This is a genomic window from Bradyrhizobium sp. SUTN9-2, from assembly GCF_003122645.1.
GTDB lineage: Bacteria > Pseudomonadota > Alphaproteobacteria > Rhizobiales > Xanthobacteraceae > Bradyrhizobium > Bradyrhizobium yuanmingense.
This window is the reverse complement of sequence record NZ_LAXE01000001.1, coordinates 1,484,535-1,500,220: the sequence shown is the minus strand read 5'-3', so window position 1 is coordinate 1,500,220 and position 15,686 is coordinate 1,484,535. Positions and strand designations below refer to the sequence as shown.

Genomic DNA, 15,686 nt, shown 5'->3' with positions numbered 1-15,686 from the left:
AGAAGGCGGTGTTGTAGGGTGGGTTAGCGCAGCGTAACCCACCACTTCCGCATCCTCGGTTAGAGAAGCGGTGGGTTACGGCTTCGCCTAACCCACCCTACGAGACCACGACGCGCTGTCGTGCGTCACTTCTCGCGGAAGGCGCGCATCAGCTGGTCGTGAAGCGGCTTCATCAGATAGGACAGCATCGTGCGGTCGCCGGTCTGGACGAAGGCTTCCACCGGCATGCCGGGGATCATCTTGACGTCGCCGAGCCTGGCGATCTCTTCCGGCGGCATCGAGACGCGGATGGTGTAGTAGCCTTGGCCGGTGCGCTGGTCGGTGGTGACGTCGGGCGAGACGCGGCTGACGACACCGTTGAGCTCGGGCGTGGTGCGCTGATTGAACGCGGACAGGCGCAGCAGCGTCTTCTGGCCGATCTGGAGCTTGTCGATGTCGACCGGATTGACCTTGGCCTCGACCTGGAGATCGTCGGTCTGCGGCACGATCAGCATCAAGGTATCGCCGGCCGTGACGACGCCGCCGATCGTGTGCACCGTCGATTGCAGCACCATGCCATCCTGCGGCGCGCGGATGTCGACGCGGCGGAGCTGGTCTTCGGCCGCGACCTTGCGCTCGATCAGCTCGCCGATCTTGTCGTTGGTTTCGCGCAGGTCCTTGGAGACCTCGCTGACCACGTCCTTGTCGATCTGGATGATCTGGAGCTCGGTCTCGGTGATCTTGCCCTTGGCCTGGGCGCGCGCGGCGATGTACTGCGCGCGCTCGCCGTTGAGGCGGGCCGAGTCGCGCTCGAGCTGGGTCAGGCGCGAGATCTGCACAAGACGCTTCTCGTAGAGCTCACGCACGCCGGTGAGCTCGTTCAGCACCAGCGCGATCTCCTGGTCCTTGGCTTTTTCCTGGGCGCTGAGACCGGCGATCTCCTCGTTGAGCTGCGTGATGCGTTCGCGGAGCTGCGCCTTCTGCCCGGTGCGGCCATTGACGCGGACCTCGAACAGCTTGGTCTCGGCCGCAAGCAGCGCCTTGACGTCGGGATCGCCCGCCCGCTCGATGAGGCCTTGCGGGAACTCGATTCGCTCGAGGCCGCGCTGCTCGGCCTGCAATCGCGCCGCACGCACCTGCGCCGCATCGAGGTTCTTGGTGACGATGGCAAGATTGGCCTTGGTGACGGTGTCGTCGAGCCGCACCACGATGTCGCCGGACTTGACCAGGTCGCCGTCGCGGGCGCGCACCTCGCCGACCACGCCGCCGGTCGGATGCTGCACCTTCTTGACGTTGGATTCGACCACGATCTGGCCCGGCGCAATCAGCGCGCCCGAGATCAGGACGGTCGAGGCCCAGCCGCCGAGGCCGACGACCAGGACCAGCACGATCACAAGGCCGAGCATCAGGTGGAACCTGATGGAGTCGCGGACGGTCTTCGCGGCCGCCTTGGTGCCGCCGATGGCCAACGTGCTCATGGCTTCGTGCTCATGGTTTGGCCACTCCGCCTTCGCTGACGATCTTGATCGGCGCCGGCGGCGTCACGCGCGGCTGCAGCACCTGGGCGAGCACCTGCTCCTTCGGCCCAAAGGCCTGCATGCGACCGTCGCGCAGCACCAGGATCTGGTCGACCGCCTCGACGCCGATCGGGCGGTGCGCCACCACGACGACGATGGCACCGCGCTCGCGCGCCGAGCGGACGGCGCGGGTCAGCGCCTCGTCGCCTTCGGTGTCGAGATTGGAATTGGGCTCGTCGAGCACGATCAGGAAGGGGTTGCCGTAGAGCGCGCGCGCCAGCGCCACGCGCTGGGCCTGACCTGCGGAAAGCGCGGCGCCCTGCTCGCCGACTTGGGTGTTGTAGCCCTCGCGCATCTTGATGATCATCTCGTGCACGCCGGCCTCCTTGGCCGCGGCGATGATCGCCTCGGAGGTGGCCTCGGGATCGAACCGGCTGATGTTCTGCGCGATGGTGCCGCCGAACAATTCGACGTCCTGCGGCAGATAGCCGATATGGCGGCCGAGCGCGTCGCTCGTCCATTGATCGAGCGCCGCGCCGTCGAGCCGCACCTTGCCGCGCACCGGCTGCCAGACCCCGACCAGCGCGCGGATCAGCGACGACTTGCCGGAACCGCTCGGGCCGATCACGCCGAGGCCGTTGCCGGCGGCGAGCGCGAAGGTGACATCCTGCACCACGAGACGCTGATCGCCGGGCGGCACCATGGCGACGCCCTCGACCGAGAGCCGGCTGGTCGGCGCCTGCAGCTGGGTTGGCATCGCCTGCGCCGGCATCTGCTCCAACAGGCGCGTCAGCCGCTGCCAGCTCTGGCGCGCCGCGACGAAGGATTTCCAATGCGCGATGGCGAGATCGACCGGCGCTAGCGCGCGGGCGGACAGGATCGAGCCGGCGATGATGATGCCGGCCGTCGCCTCCTGGTGGATGACGAGATAGGCGCCGACCGCGAGCACGGCCGATTGCAGCATCATCCGCAGCACCTTTGCGACCGCGCCGAGACCACCGGCGACGTCGCTCGCCCGCTGATTGCCGGCGAGGTATTTTTCGTTGGCCTCGCTCCAGCGCTGGTTCATCCGGCCGGCCATCCCCATCGACACCATCACTTCGGCGTTGCGGCGGCTGGCCTGGGCGAGATCGTTGCGCTGGGCGGCGAGGCCCATCGCTTCCTTCGCCGGCTGGCGGGACATGAACTCGGTGACCAGCGTCAGCCCGACCAGGATGATGGCACCGACCAGCGCGGTGACGCCGATCAGGACATGGAAGGCGAAGCAGATGGCGAGATAGAGCGGCAGCCAGGGCAGGTCGAAGAATGCGCTGGGGCCCATGCTGCCGAGGAAGGAGCGGACATTGTCGAGATCGCGCAGCGGCTGCAGGCCCTCGTTGCGGCTGCCGACCAGCAGCGGCAGGCGCACGATGGTGTCGAACACGCGCTTATTGAGGGCCTCGTCGAGCGCGGTGCCGATCCGCCCCAGGATGCGGTTGCGGATCATGTCCAGCACGCCCTGCGCCATGTAGAGGAAGCTGGCGAGGATGATCAGGCCGACCAGGGTGGGGATGCTGCGGCTCGGCAGCACCCGGTCATAGACCTCCAGCATGAAGATCGACCCGGTCAGATAGAGCAGGTTGATCATGCAGCTCATCAGGCCGACGCCGATGAAGGCCGTGCGACAAGCGCGCAAGGCGTCACCGAGCTCCGAACGGCGGACGCCAGGGATGGCTGCCATCAGTCTGATCTCTTTCGGCTAACGGGCAAAGCCCTGATTTCAAAGGCGATTCAAGGAGTACTCGCCTTGGATTAACATCTGTTTTCCGGCCGTCCAACGCGGTCGAATTTAATCCGAGGCCTCATGGGCCACATCTACCCCCGATAGCCTTCCACGCAAGTCCGGAATTCCACAGGCTTGCGGCTTTTTCTTGCAGGCTTTCAGCCGCTTCCGCGAAAAGCGCGGCTCAAGTTCCGCTCAGCCGAATGCAGAGGCTAGAGCCGGCCCCCGCCGCGCACAAGGCGTACCACCAGCAGCAGGATGACCGCGCCGATGGCAGAATAGACAATTTGGGAGATCAAGCCGCTGCCGAGGCGGATGCCGAGCTTTGGAAACAGCAGGCTCGCCACCAGCGCACCGCAGATGCCGATCACGATGTCGCCGATCAGGCCGAACCCGGCGCCCCGCACGATCTTGCCGGCGAGCCAACCGGCGACGAGACCGACGAACAGGATGACGAGAAGGCCTTCGTTGGAAATGTACATCCGTGAGGTCCCTCTCCGTGAAAGGCGCCATGGAACGGGAACCGGAATGAACGGGGTGTGAATGCTGGAAAGGCTCGCACAGCCCGGTTCAACTCATCCGAACTATGACAGCACGGTGGCCGGCTCCGCCAGGACGCATCTGGCGGCCCGACCCGGCCCGACCGCGACATTCCCGGGCAATTGCTCCAGGCAGCGCGGCTCGGCGAGCTTGCAGCGGGGAGCGAAGGAGCAATTGTGCGGCTTCTCGGCCAGCGACGGCGGCGTGCCGGGGATGGTCTCCAGCCGCTGTCCGCGCTTGGCGCCGTGGATGGTGGAGGCGAGCAGGCCCTTGGCATAGGGATGCACCGGCGAGCGGACGATGTCGCGCAAGGTGCCCTGCTCCACGATCTGGCCCGCATACATCACCGCGACGCGGTCGCAGATCTCGATGGCGACGCCGATGTCGTGGGTGACGAAGATGACGGACATGCCGAACTCGCGCTGCAGCTCCCGCAGCAAGAGCAGAATCTGGATCTGCACGGTGGCATCGAGCGCCGTCGTCGGTTCGTCCGCCAGCAGGATTTTTGGCCGGCAGGCCAGCGCCAGCGCAATCATCGCGCGCTGGCGCATGCCGCCGGACATTTCGTGCGGATAGGCATCCAGCCGGCGCTTGGCCGAGGGAATGCGCACGACCTCGAGCATCTCCAGCGCCCGTGCGCGCCCTTCTGCAAAGCTCTTGCCTTCGTGGCGCACCACGCTTTCGGCGATCTGCGCGCCGATCGTGTAGACCGGATCGAGCGCAAGCGCCGGCTCCTGGAAGATCATCGAGACGGTCTGGCCGCGGAACGACGACAGCTGCTCGTCGTTCATGGCCAGCACGTCCTGTCCCATGACGTTGACCGTCCCCGAAATCTGCGTGCGCTTCTTCGGCAATAGGCGCATCAAGGCACGCAGCGTCACGCTCTTGCCCGAACCGGATTCGCCGAGCAGGCCCAGCACCTCGCTATTGCCGAGCGAGAGACTGAGATCGTTCACGGCATAGACCGTGCGCTCGCCGGTGAAGCGGATGTTGAGGCCTGAGATCTCGACGAGGTTTCTCATGACGGCAGCTTCGGCAATCGGTCGTGATAGTCGGTGACGCGCTGGTACGCGGCGCCGATGGTCAGCAGGGTGGCTTCGTCGAAGGAGCGGCCGATCAGCTGCATGCCGACCGGCAGGCCGGTCGTGGTGAAGCCCGAAGGAATGGTCAGTGACGGCAAGCCCAGGAAATTCACCGGGCGGGTGAACAGCGTCAGCCGCTGCAACAGCGCCGGCGCGTTCGGGCCGCCGCCGACGTCGCTCTCCTCGATCGTCGGCGCCGGCACCGGGGACGCCGGCGCGATCACCGCATCGACGCCTGCCGTCGCGGCATTGTGGGCCGCGAGCGCCGACCCGCGCCAACGCATCGCTTCGAGATAGGTGATGGCGGGAACGGCGAGGCCGTTCTGAAGCCGCATCAAGACCTGCGGGCCATAGTCCTGCGGACGCTCGATCATCCAGCGCTTGTGGAAGGCGGCAGCTTCCGCGGCGAGCACGAGCTGGCTGGCCGAGGACAATTGCCGCTGGTCCGGCAGCTCGACCTTGACGATGTCGGCGCCCTCGCGCTTGAGCACCGCGATGGTCTCGTCCAGCACGCGCGCGACCTCGCTGTCGAGATCGTCGACATAGAATGAGGCGGGCACGCCGATCTTGAGACCCCTCAGCGAAGCCTTGGTGGCTGCGACGTAGTCCGCGAGCGGCTCGTGGCTGCAGGTCGAATCGGCGGGATCGGGCCCGGCCATCAGCGCCAGCAAGAGCGCGCAATCCTCGGCGGTGCGGGCCAGCGGGCCGACGGTGTCGAGCGATTGCGACAGCGGCATTGCGCCGGCGCGGCTGACGCGGCCGACCGTGGTCTTGAGCCCCGTGACGCCACAGAAATGTGCGGGCATGCGGATCGAGCCGCCGGTGTCGGAGCCAAGCGCCGCATAGGTCAGGCGCGCGGCCACCGCCGAGCCGGAGCCGGATGAGGAGCCGCCGGTGATATGGGCGACGTTCCAGGGATTGCGCACCGGACCGTAATGAGCGTTGTGTCCGGTCGGGCCATAGGCGAACTCGGCGAGATGCAGCGTGCCGAGCCGGACCTGGCCGGCGTCCTTGAGCCGCTGCAAGGCGGTGGACGTGACGTTCGGCACGAAGTCGCGGCGGATCAGCGAGCCGCAGGTCGAGACGTGGCCGGCATCGTAATACATGTCCTTGTGCGCAAGCGGCACGCCATGCAGGGGACCGCGGACATTGCCCTTGGCCAGCTCGGCATCGGCGGCATCCGCCGCTTTCAATGCCGCTTCTGCCTCGATCGACATGAAGGCGTTGAGATGCGGCTGCCACTGCGCGATGCGCTGCAGCAGCGCACGCGTCGCCTCGTGCGAGGACACCTGCTTCATCGCGATCGCGCGCGCGACCTCGGTGAGCGTCATCAGAGCGGGCTCACGGCTCATTTGGACACCTTCTGCGTCTGCGCGAGCACGTAAGTTGCGGGCTCCAGATCGAACGGCAGCGTGCCGGCGATCGCGGCGAAGCCTTCGAAGGCGGGGCCGATGGCGTTGGAGATGCGGGTTGCGATCTCGTCGTCCACGGGGACGCCGGCGATATGCGCGATCGGCTTGATCTCTTTCGGTGTCGGTCTCGTCATGCGGTTTCTCCCCTGGGGGCGCGGCTGTGGCCTGAACCCGGTATCGCCATGTAGCACGCGGCCTCGTGACCCATATTATCCAGCGCGGTGAGCTTTGGTGTCGCATTTGCGCAGAGCGGCTCCGCAAACGGGCAGCGGGTGTGGAAGCGGCAGCCGGGGGGCGGATCGATCGGATTGGGCGGATCGCCCGTGATCGGCGGCGTCTCGGTGCGCTTGTCGGGATCCGAAGACGGCATCGCGGCGAGCAGCGCCCGGGTGTAGGGATGCGCCGGGCTGTCCCAGACCTGGTCGACCGGGCCGAGCTCGACGACCTCGCCGAGATACATCACCAGCACGCGGTCCGAGATGTAGCGCACCACGTTGAGGTCGTGGCTGATGAAGAGATAGGTGAGGCCGAATTCGCGCTTGAGATCGGCGAGCAGGTTGAGCACCTGCGCCTCGACGGATTTGTCGAGCGCCGAGACGGCCTCGTCCAGGATCACCAGCCGCGGCGACAGCGCCAGCGCGCGCGCGATGTTGACACGCTGGCGCTGGCCGCCGGAAATCTCGTGCGGATAGCGGTTGGCGAAGTTTTCCGGGCGCAGGCCGACCTTGCCGAGCAGCTCTCGCGCCAGGTTGCGCGCCGCGCCATCGGCCATGCCATGGACCTTTGGACCGAAGGCGACGGATTCCTCGATCGTCAGGCGCGGGTTGAGCGAGGCGTAGGAATCCTGGAACACCATCTGCATGCCGCGGCGCAGCTCGCGCAAGCTTAGCGACTGGCCGACGGTCATGCCGTCATAGATGATGTCGCCGTCATCGCGCGGCATCAGGTGCATCAGGAGCCGCGCGGTGGTGGACTTGCCGCAGCCGGACTCGCCGACGATGCCGACCGTCTCGCCCTTGGCGACAGAGAAGGAGACATTGTCGACGGCACGCACCGTGCGCTTGGCGGCGAACAGGCCGCCGCGCACCGGGAAATGCTTGGTCAGGCCGTTGACCTGCAGCAGCGGCTGCGCGAGCCCACCGCGGTCCTCGACCGGCTCCAGCATTTCGACGGAGGTGTTGGTTTCGCTCATGGCCTAGTTCCTGATGTCCATGGCGCTACGCAGGCCGTCCGAGAGCAGATTGAAGCAGATCGAGACCGCGAAGATCATCGCGCCCGGCAAGGCTGCGACCCAGGGATTAACGTAGATCGCGGTGCGTAGCGTGTTCAGCATCAGGCCCCATTCCGGCTCCGGCGGCTTGGTGCCGAGGCCGAGGAAGGACAGACCGGCCGCCAGGATCATCGAGACCGAGATCAGACTGGTGGCATAGACGAAGATCGCGCCCAGCACGTTGCCGAGGATGTGGACGCGCATGATGGTGAAGGCGCCCGCGCCGGAGGCACGTGCGGCCTCGACGAAGTCCATGTTGCGCACGCCGGTGGTGACGCTCTCGGCGACGCGGGTGATCTGCGGCACGAACACGATGGTCAGCGCCACGATGGAGTTGAGGATGCCGGCGCCGAGCGCGCCGGAGATCGCGATCGCCAGCAGCACCGACGGGAAGGCGTAGAACACGTCCACCGTGCGCATGATCGCGGTGTTGAGCTTGCCGCCGACATAGCCGGCAATGATGCCGAGCGAGGTGCCGATGCAGAAGGCCAGGATCACGGGCAGGATGCCGATGACCAGCGACAGGCGCCCGCCATAGATCAGCCGGGCCAGCATGTCGCGGCCGAGCTCGTCAGTGCCGAGCGGATAGCCTGTGGTGCCGATGTGGCGGAGGCGGCGGATCATCGAACCCTTGTAGGGGTCTTCGAGCCCGAGCCACGGCGCGAGGATCGCGGACAGGAAGATCAGCAGCAGCACCAGAGCGCAGGCCATGCTGACCTTGTCGCGCATGATGCGCCGGCCGACGGTCGCCCAATAACCGCGCGCCTTGGTGGCGGGCGCGGCCTGCAGCGCGGCATCGCTGGCGGTGGCGGACAACGGAAGCTCGCTCATCGGCTAGCCCCGCTTGATGCGCGGGTCGATCGCGGCTTGGGCGATGTCGACCAGGAGATTGAGGAAGACGAAGAACAGCGCCAGGATCAGGATCGTGCCCTGCAGCAGCGGCAGGTCACGCTGGAAGATCGCCGAGTTGAGCAGGAAGCCCGAGCCAGGCCAGGAGAACACGGTCTCGATCAGGATCGAGCCGCCGAGCATGTAGCCGAGCTGAAGCCCCATCACCGCGAGCGCGGTGGGCGCGGCATTCTTGATGACGTGGCGGAACACGCCGGTTTCGCGCAGGCCCTTTGCACGCAAAGCCTCGACGAAGTCCTGCGAGAGAATGTCGCCAGTGAGCGCGCGCACCGTGCGGGTGACGATGCCCATCGGGATCACCGACGTCGTGATCGCCGGCAGCACGAGATATTTGAGGTGCGCCCAATCCCAGGCCCAGGAATTGGAGCCGCTGGGGCCGGCGCCGACCGCGGGCAGCCAGTTCAGCTGGACCGAGAAAATGATGACGAGCAGCATGCCGAGCCAGTAATGCGGCACCGAGACGCCGGCGATGGCAAAGGAGGTCGCGACCTTGTCGACCCAGGTCTCGCGGAAATAGCCGGCGATCAGGCCGAGCAGGACGCCCATGGTGAAGCCGATGATGGCGGCGGCAATCGCGAGCGTGACGGTGTTGCCGACCGCGCGCATCACCTCGGCCAGCACCGGACGCCCCGTCGCGATGGAATTGCCGAGATCGCCGTGAAGGGCACGCAACAGCCACAGGCCGAACTGCACCGGCAGCGGCCGGTCGAAGCCGTAGGCGGCGCGCAGCTGCGCGGCGAGCTCCTGCGACGCATCGGCCGGCAGCACGGCGACCAGCGGATCGCCCGGCGTGATGTGCACGAGCAAGAAGCACACCAGCGCGACGCTGATGACGATCGGGACGACGTAGACAATGCGTCTGGCGGTATAGGCGAGCACTGGTCTTCTTTCTTCCTTCTCCCCTTGCGGGAGAAGGTGGCGCGCAAGCGCCGGATGAGGGGTTCGGTCCGCGGACGCAACTTTTCCAATCGAAGGGTCCGCATCCGCGGAGAGAGACCCCTCACCCGGCTTCCCTAAAGCGAAGCCACCCTCTCCCACAAGGGGAGAGGGTGCACCGAGCAAATCGACAGAGCTACTGCGCGATCGACACCGGCGAGAAGTCGATGAACCAGCTCTTCGGTTGCACGACGCCTGTCACCTTCGGGCTCATGGCGCGCGGGCCGACGTCGTGGGCGACGTAGAGGAAGGCGGCGTCATCGACGGAGGCTGCGTGCAATTCGGCGAGTGCGGCGTCGCGCGCGGCGGGATCGAAGGTCTGGCGCGCCTTCTTCACCAGCTCGTCGAATTTGGGGTTGTTGATGAAGCCCCAATTGTTCGAGACCGGCGGCGCCATGCCCGACTGCAGGAAGCGCACCAGCGCGAAGAACGGGTCCATCGCCGCGTAGGTGACGTTGGTCGCGTGCGAGCCGTTGGCGCTGGGATCCTTGGCGCCGCGGCGCCAGTTGGTGAATAGCGTATTCCATTCGATGACGTCGAGCTGGACGTCGAAATAGCATTCGGCCAACGCCTGCTGGAGATACTCGTTCATCGGCAAGGGCTGCATCTGGCCCGAGCCGGACGCCGACGTCTGCGTCTTCACGGTCAGCTTCTTATTGGGACCGTAGCCGGCCTCCTGCATCAGCTTTTGCGCAGCCGCCTTGTCGTACTTGATCTGGAAGGTGGGATTGCCGCGCCAGGGATGACCGGGCTCGAAGGTACCGGACGCCGGCACCATCAGCCCCGCGAGCAGACCGTCCCTGAGGCCTTCGCGGTCGACGCAGAGGTTCGCGGCCTTGCGCACTCGGATGTCGTTCCAGGGCGAGCCCTCGACGCGCGAGAACTGCCACGGCCAGACGTGCGGCTGCTCGTTGGAATAGAGCTTGAAGCCGCGCTGCTTGAGCTCGGGCAGCGCGTCCGGTGCCGGCGCCTCGACCCAATCGACCTGGCCGGACAGCAGCGCCGCGGTGCGCGCGTTGGCTTCCGGCATCGGCAGCAGCACCATCTTGTCGACCTTGGGCACGCGCGCCTTGTTCCAGTAGGTCGCGTTCTTGACCAGCTCGAGCCGCTCGCGCGGGGTGAAGCTCGCCATCTTCCACGGGCCGGTGCCCGAGGCGCTCCTGGCGAAGGCGGTCCATGCGGCCTGCGATTTCGCCTTGGCATCGGCGCCTTCGGCCTTGTCGTAGAAGGACTGCCACTTCGCCGGGCTTGCCATGAACAGATTGGTTAGGTTGATCGGCAGGAAGCTGTCGGGCTCCTTGGTGGTGAGCTCGACGGTCATGTCGTCGATCTTCTTCGCGGAGGCCAGCGTCGGCATGCGCGAGGCCGTGACGCCGACCTGGCTGGCGTCGAATTGCGGCGCATCCTGCTTCAGCACCTTCTCGACGTTCCACACCACCGCGTCGGCGTTGAACGGCGAGCCGTCATGGAAGGTGACGCCGGGGCGCAGCTTGAAGACCCATTTGGTCTTGTCGGCATCGTCGACCTTCCATTCGGTGGCAAGGCCGGGGATCACCACGCTCGCCTTGTCGGCAGAGGACAGGTCCCAGCTGGTCAGCGCATCGTACATGGTGAGGCCGGTGAAGCGGTTGCCCTCGAAACCTTGATCGGGCTGGCCGAGCGTGCGCGGAATATCGGCAGCAGTCATGCCGATGCGCAGCACAGTTTCGGCAGCCGCCACCCGCGGCCATGCAGCTGCGCTGCCAAGCGCCACCAGCGCGATCAGCGCCGCCCGTGTGTTGTTGTTCTTGATAAACATCGCCTCAGTCCCTTTCCGGCTTCCGATGATTAATTTTGATGCAATCGTATGCAATGGCTATGCCAAGGGAAAACTTTTTCTGCGAATTGCCCCTGCGACGACAAGTCCTTGTGATGACGCACGGGCGAAATCGGCGCGCTGCCTATTCTGGCATCAAGATTGCAGGTTCGGTTCCAGATCCCCCCTGGAGCTTTGGGCCATGCGTATTCGCCTATCGACCTGTCTCGCCGTGCTTGCATTGGCGGTGTCCGTAATCACGGCGCACGCCGAAACGGTGGTGCGTTACGGCATCTCGATGGCGGATATTCCACTCACCACTGGCCAGCCAGATCGTGGCGCCGGCGCCTATCAGTTCACGGCCTATACGATCTACGATCCGCTGGTGGCCTGGGAAATGGACGTCGCCGACCGCCCCGGCAAGCTGGTGCCGGGCCTCGCCACCGAATGGAAGGTGGACGACGCCGACAAGACGAAGTGGCGCTTCGCCCTGCGCAAGGGCGTGAAGTTTCACGACGGTAGCGATTTCAACGCCGATGCGGTGATCTGGAATCTCGACAAGGTGCTCAACGACAAGGCGCCGCAATTCGACAAGCGGCAGAGCGCGCAGGTCAAGACCCGCCTTCCCTCCGTCGCCAGCTACGCCAAGATCGACGACTTCACCGTGGAGATCACCACCAAGACGGTGGATTCCTTCTTCCCCTATCAGATGCTGTGGTTCCTGGTCTCGAGCCCGGCGCAATATGAGAAGCTCGGGAAGGATTGGGACAAGTTCGCCAGCCAGCCCTCCGGAACCGGCCCGTTCAAGCTGACGAAGCTGGTGCCGCGCGAGCTCGCCGAGCTCAGCAAAAATCCGGACTACTGGAACAAGAAGCGCATTCCCAAGGCCGACAAGATCGTGCTGGTGCCGATGCCGGAAGCGCTGACGCGCACCAATGCGCTGCTCGCCGGCCAGGTCGACCTGATCGAGACGCCGGCCCCGGATGCCGTGCCGCAGCTGAAGGCGGCGGGCATGAAGCTGGTCGACAACGTCACGCCGCATGTGTGGAATTATCACCTCAGCGTGCTGCCGGGCTCGCCCTGGACCGACATCCGCCTGCGCAAGGCGCTGAATCTTGCGATCAACCGCGACGAAGTCGTCGGGCTGATGAACGGCCTCGCCAAGCCCGCCAAGGGCCAGGTCGACCCGTCGAGCCCGTGGTTCGGCAAGCCCAGCTTCGAGCTGAAATATGATCTCGCCGCCGCCAAGAAGCTGGTGGAGGAAGCGGGCTATTCCAAAGCAAAGCCGCTGAAGACCACCTTCATCATCGCGCAAGGCGGCACCGGCCAGATGCTGTCACTGCCGATGAACGAATTCCTGCAGCAGAGCTTCAAGGAGATCGGCATCGAGATCGACTTCAAGGTGGTCGAGCTGGAGACGCTCTATACGCATTGGCGCAAGGGCGCCGCCGACGAGATGAACGCCGGCATCACCTCCAACAACATCGCCTATGTCACCTCGGATCCGCTCTACGCCATCGTCCGCTTCTTCCATTCGGGCCAGATCGCGCCGGTTGGCGTCAATTGGGGCGGCTACAAGAACCCCAAGGTCGACGCGCTGATCGACGAGGCCAAGCAGACGTTCGACAGCACCAAGCAGGACCAATTGCTGGCGCAGGCGCACGCGCTGATTGTGGACGATGCCACGCTGGTGTGGGTCGTCCACGATACCAACCCGCACGCGCTGTCACCGAAGATCAAGCAGTTCGTGCAGGCGCAGCACTGGTTCCAGGATCTGACGACGATCGGGGTGGAGTGAGCAACACGCAAGGGTGGGCACGGCGCTTTGCGCCTTTGCCCACCCTTGGTGCATGCTCAGCGCGCGCGATCACCGCCCCTTGGTCGGGATCTTGTTGTACGGCACGTCCTTGTCGACGCGGATGTCGCCCGGCAGGCCGAGCACGCGCTCGGCGATGATGTTGCGCAGGATCTCATCGGTGCCGCCGGCGATGCGCATCGAGGGCGAGGACAGCAGCATCTGCTGGAATTGGCCCTGGGCCGTTTCCTCGTCATTTCCGGTGAGAACACCGGCCGCGCCCTGCAGGTCCATGGCGTAAGTCGCGATGTCCTGCAGCATCATGCCCGAGACCAGCTTGCCGATCGAATTCTCCGGGCCCGGCCGCTCGCCCTTCGACAGCGCCGAGATTGTGCGGTAGCTGGTGTATTTCAGGCCGTTCGACTTGGCCGCCCAGCTCGCAAGCTTCGAGCGCACGGCGGGATCGTCGATGGCGAGGCCATCCTCCAGCATCAGGTTCGAGCAGAGCTCGAACATCTCGGGCACGCCGGTCGCGAGCCGCGCACCGATCGACATGCGCTCGTTCATCAGCGTGGTCAGCGAGACGTTCCAGCCGTCGCCGACGGCGCCCAGCCGCTGGCTGTCGGGGATCACGACATCGGTGAAATAGACCTCGTTGAACTCCTGCATGCCGTTGGCCTGCTTGATCGGACGCACCTCGACGCCGGGGCTCTTCATGTCCAGGAAGAACATCGTGAGACCCTTGTGCTTGGGCACGTTGGGATCGGTGCGCGCGATCAGAAGGCCGTAGTCGGAATAATGGGCGCCCGAGGTCCAGATCTTCTGGCCGTTGACGACCCAAACGTCGCCCCTCTTCTCCGCGCGGGTGCGAAGCCCTGCGACGTCGGAGCCGGCAGACGGTTCGGAGAACAGCTGGCACCAGATCTCCTCGCCCGATGCGAGCTTCGGCAAGTAACGGCGCTTGGCCTCCTCGCTGCCGAACGCCATCACGGTCGGGCCGCACATGCCCTCGCCGATCTGGAACGGCTGCGTCAGCTTGCCGTAGACGCCCTCCTCCTGCTGCCAGATCACCTTTTCGATCGGCGTCGCGCCGCGGCCGCCATACTCCTTCGGCCAGTGCAGGCAGGCCCAATTGCCCTCGAACTTCTTCTTCTGCCAGGCCTTGCCGACATCGACGATGTCGCGATTGGCAAGGCGGATGCGGCCGAGCGAGGACTTTGACAGCTCGGCCTGCAATTCCTTCGGCGCATTGGCCTCGATCCATTTGCGCGCGGTCTCGCGGAACGCGGCTTCCTGCGGGGTGTCGTCGAAATTCATGGCGGACCTCTCAATCCTTGCGCGGTGCGTAGGGTGGGTTAGCCGAAGGCGTAACCCACCACTTCTATCGAGTATCGTTGCGAACGTGGTGGGTTACGCTTCGCTAACCCACCCTACGAATTCGAAGTCATCTTCCCTTCGTCGGGATCTTGTTGAACGGCACGTCCTTGTCGACGCGGATGTCGCCGGGCAGGCCCAGCACCCGTTCGGCGATGATGTTGCGCATGATCTCGTCGGTGCCGCCCTCGACGCGTGTACCCGGCGCACGCAGCAGCATGGCCTGGAAACGGCCCGCCAGTTCGCCATCCTCGCCGCTGACGATTCCGGACGCGCCCTGCAGATCGAGCGCATAGGTCGCAACGTCCTGGATCATGGAGCCGGCCACCAGCTTGCCGATGGAGTTCTCCGGTCCTGGGCGTTCGCCCCTCGACAGCGCCGAGATCGCGCGCATGCTGGTGTATTTCAGCCCGCTTGCCTTCACCGCCCAGTTCGCCAGCTTGGATCGCACCGCGCGATCCTCGATCGCCGGGCCGTCGTCGAGCATCAGGCTGGAGCAGTACTCGAACAGTTCGGGGAAACCGGTCGAGACGGCCGCGCCGATCGCACTGCGCTCGTTCATCAGCGTGGTCAGCGAGACGTTCCAGCCGTCACCGACCTCGCCGAGGCGCTGATGGTCGGGGATGCGGACATTGGTGAAATAAACCTCGTTGAAGTCCGAGGCGCCGCTCGCCTGCTTGATCGGCCGCACCTCGACGCCCGGGCTCTTCATGTCCAGGAAGAACATGGTGAGGCCCTTGTGCTTGGGCACGGTCGGATCGGTGCGCGTGAGCAGGATGCCGTAGTCTGAATAATGTGCACCCGAGGTCCAGATCTTCTGGCCGTTGATGATCCAGTCGTCGCCGTCCTTCTCGGCGCGTGTGCGCAGGCCCGCGACATCCGAGCCGCCGGCGGGCTCGGAGAACAGCTGGCACCAGACCTTCTCGCCGGAGGCGAGCGGCGGCAGATAGGTCCGCTTGTGCTCCTCGCGCGCGAACGCCATCATGGTCGGCCCGCACATGCCGTGACCGATGATGAACATGCGGGACAGCTGGCCGAACGGCCCCTCCTCCTGCTGCCAGATCACGCGCTCGATCGGCGAGGCGCCACGGCCGCCATATTCCTTCGGCCAGTGCAGGCAGGCCCAGCCGGCGTCGGCCTTTTTCTTCTGCCAGGCTTTTGCCACTTCGAGAATGTCAGCGTTCTTGAGCACGGTGCGGCCGAGTGAGGATTTGCGCAGCTCGTCCTCGTATTGCTTGGGCGCGTTGGCACTGATCCAGGCGCGGGCGGTGGCGCGGAACTCGGCTTCCTGCGGGGTGTCGTCGAAGTTCATCTT

General features: G+C 65.5%; 13 protein-coding genes. 1 reads left to right on the top strand and 12 read right to left on the bottom strand.

The annotated features are described in order from the left end of the window. Positions 1-125 precede the first annotated feature (125 nt). From XF30_RS07055 to XF30_RS07010, 10 genes are all read right to left on the bottom strand, one after another. Entirely contained in the window at positions 126-1,457 is a 1,332-nt protein-coding gene (locus XF30_RS07055) for an HlyD family type I secretion periplasmic adaptor subunit (protein ID WP_109142277.1), read from the bottom strand. A gap of 10 nt (positions 1,458-1,467) precedes the next feature. Continuing rightward, positions 1,468-3,216 (bottom strand): type I secretion system permease/ATPase, encoded by a 1,749-nt coding sequence (locus tag XF30_RS07050; RefSeq protein WP_035997082.1) that lies wholly within the window; start codon positions 3,214-3,216, stop codon positions 1,468-1,470. 254 nt (positions 3,217-3,470) lie between these two features. After that, the gene (locus XF30_RS07045; RefSeq protein WP_109142276.1) at positions 3,471-3,740 is read right to left on the bottom strand and encodes a GlsB/YeaQ/YmgE family stress response membrane protein; all 270 of its coding nucleotides are present in this window, start codon (positions 3,738-3,740) and stop codon (positions 3,471-3,473) included. Between the two features lie 102 nt (positions 3,741-3,842). Continuing rightward, a complete protein-coding gene (locus XF30_RS07040; protein WP_035997077.1) occupies positions 3,843-4,820 on the bottom strand; it encodes an ABC transporter ATP-binding protein in 978 nt (325 codons plus the stop codon). After that, positions 4,817-6,232, bottom strand: coding sequence for an Asp-tRNA(Asn)/Glu-tRNA(Gln) amidotransferase GatCAB subunit A (locus XF30_RS07035; RefSeq protein WP_035997075.1), 1,416 nt, complete (start codon positions 6,230-6,232; stop codon positions 4,817-4,819). The genes XF30_RS07040 and XF30_RS07035 overlap by 4 nt, the downstream gene beginning before the upstream one ends. After that, positions 6,229-6,426, bottom strand: a complete 198-nt coding sequence (locus XF30_RS07030; protein ID WP_109142275.1) for a hypothetical protein — start codon at positions 6,424-6,426, stop codon at positions 6,229-6,231. Before XF30_RS07030 ends, XF30_RS07035 begins: the two co-directional genes overlap by 4 nt. Beyond that, on the bottom strand, positions 6,423-7,484 hold the full coding sequence (locus XF30_RS07025) for an ABC transporter ATP-binding protein (protein WP_192893058.1): 1,062 nt from the start codon (positions 7,482-7,484) through the stop codon (positions 6,423-6,425). Before XF30_RS07025 ends, XF30_RS07030 begins: the two co-directional genes overlap by 4 nt. Before the next feature lie 3 nt (positions 7,485-7,487). After that, entirely contained in the window at positions 7,488-8,393 is a 906-nt protein-coding gene (locus XF30_RS07020; protein WP_035997066.1) for an ABC transporter permease, read from the bottom strand. 3 nt (positions 8,394-8,396) lie between these two features. Then, a complete protein-coding gene (locus tag XF30_RS07015; RefSeq protein WP_074447673.1) occupies positions 8,397-9,350 on the bottom strand; it encodes an ABC transporter permease in 954 nt (317 codons plus the stop codon). Positions 9,351-9,543: 193 nt separating this feature from the next. Then, positions 9,544-11,205: an ABC transporter substrate-binding protein gene (locus XF30_RS07010; protein ID WP_109142274.1), complete on the bottom strand. Its 1,662-nt coding sequence runs from the start codon at positions 11,203-11,205 to the stop codon at positions 9,544-9,546. A gap of 199 nt (positions 11,206-11,404) precedes the next feature. On the opposite strand from XF30_RS07010, the gene XF30_RS07005 reads away from it, so the two are divergent. After that, the gene (locus tag XF30_RS07005) at positions 11,405-13,000 is read left to right on the top strand and encodes an ABC transporter substrate-binding protein (protein WP_035997046.1); all 1,596 of its coding nucleotides are present in this window, start codon (positions 11,405-11,407) and stop codon (positions 12,998-13,000) included. 69 nt (positions 13,001-13,069) lie between these two features. Here XF30_RS07005 and XF30_RS07000 read toward each other — a convergent pair whose 3' ends face one another. Both XF30_RS07000 and XF30_RS06995 read right to left on the bottom strand, forming a co-directional pair. Next, a complete protein-coding gene (locus XF30_RS07000) occupies positions 13,070-14,314 on the bottom strand; it encodes an acyl-CoA dehydrogenase (RefSeq protein ID WP_035997043.1) in 1,245 nt (414 codons plus the stop codon). Between the two features lie 127 nt (positions 14,315-14,441). Next, entirely contained in the window at positions 14,442-15,683 is a 1,242-nt protein-coding gene (locus tag XF30_RS06995; RefSeq protein WP_109142273.1) for an acyl-CoA dehydrogenase, read from the bottom strand. Positions 15,684-15,686: the final 3 nt, after the last annotated feature.

Bases quoted from the DNA above. Each gene is read 5' to 3' on its own strand.
- XF30_RS07000 (WP_035997043.1), bottom strand. From the start codon at position 14,314: ATGAATTTCGACGACACCCCGCAGGAAGCCGCGTTCCGCGAGACCGCG.
- XF30_RS06995 (WP_109142273.1), bottom strand. From the start codon at position 15,683: ATGAACTTCGACGACACCCCGCAGGAAGCCGAGTTCCGCGCCACCGCC.
- XF30_RS07025 (WP_192893058.1), bottom strand. From the start codon at position 7,484: ATGAGCGAAACCAACACCTCCGTCGAAATGCTGGAGCCGGTCGAGGAC.
- XF30_RS07030 (WP_109142275.1), bottom strand. From the start codon at position 6,426: ATGACGAGACCGACACCGAAAGAGATCAAGCCGATCGCGCATATCGCC.
- XF30_RS07020 (WP_035997066.1), bottom strand. From the start codon at position 8,393: ATGAGCGAGCTTCCGTTGTCCGCCACCGCCAGCGATGCCGCGCTGCAG.
- XF30_RS07040 (WP_035997077.1), bottom strand. From the start codon at position 4,820: ATGAGAAACCTCGTCGAGATCTCAGGCCTCAACATCCGCTTCACCGGC.
- XF30_RS07010 (WP_109142274.1), bottom strand. From the start codon at position 11,205: ATGTTTATCAAGAACAACAACACACGGGCGGCGCTGATCGCGCTGGTG.
- XF30_RS07005 (WP_035997046.1), top strand. From the start codon at position 11,405: ATGCGTATTCGCCTATCGACCTGTCTCGCCGTGCTTGCATTGGCGGTG.
- XF30_RS07045 (WP_109142276.1), bottom strand. From the start codon at position 3,740: ATGTACATTTCCAACGAAGGCCTTCTCGTCATCCTGTTCGTCGGTCTC.
- XF30_RS07055 (WP_109142277.1), bottom strand. From the start codon at position 1,457: ATGAGCACGTTGGCCATCGGCGGCACCAAGGCGGCCGCGAAGACCGTC.
- XF30_RS07050 (WP_035997082.1), bottom strand. From the start codon at position 3,216: ATGGCAGCCATCCCTGGCGTCCGCCGTTCGGAGCTCGGTGACGCCTTG.
- XF30_RS07035 (WP_035997075.1), bottom strand. From the start codon at position 6,232: ATGAGCCGTGAGCCCGCTCTGATGACGCTCACCGAGGTCGCGCGCGCG.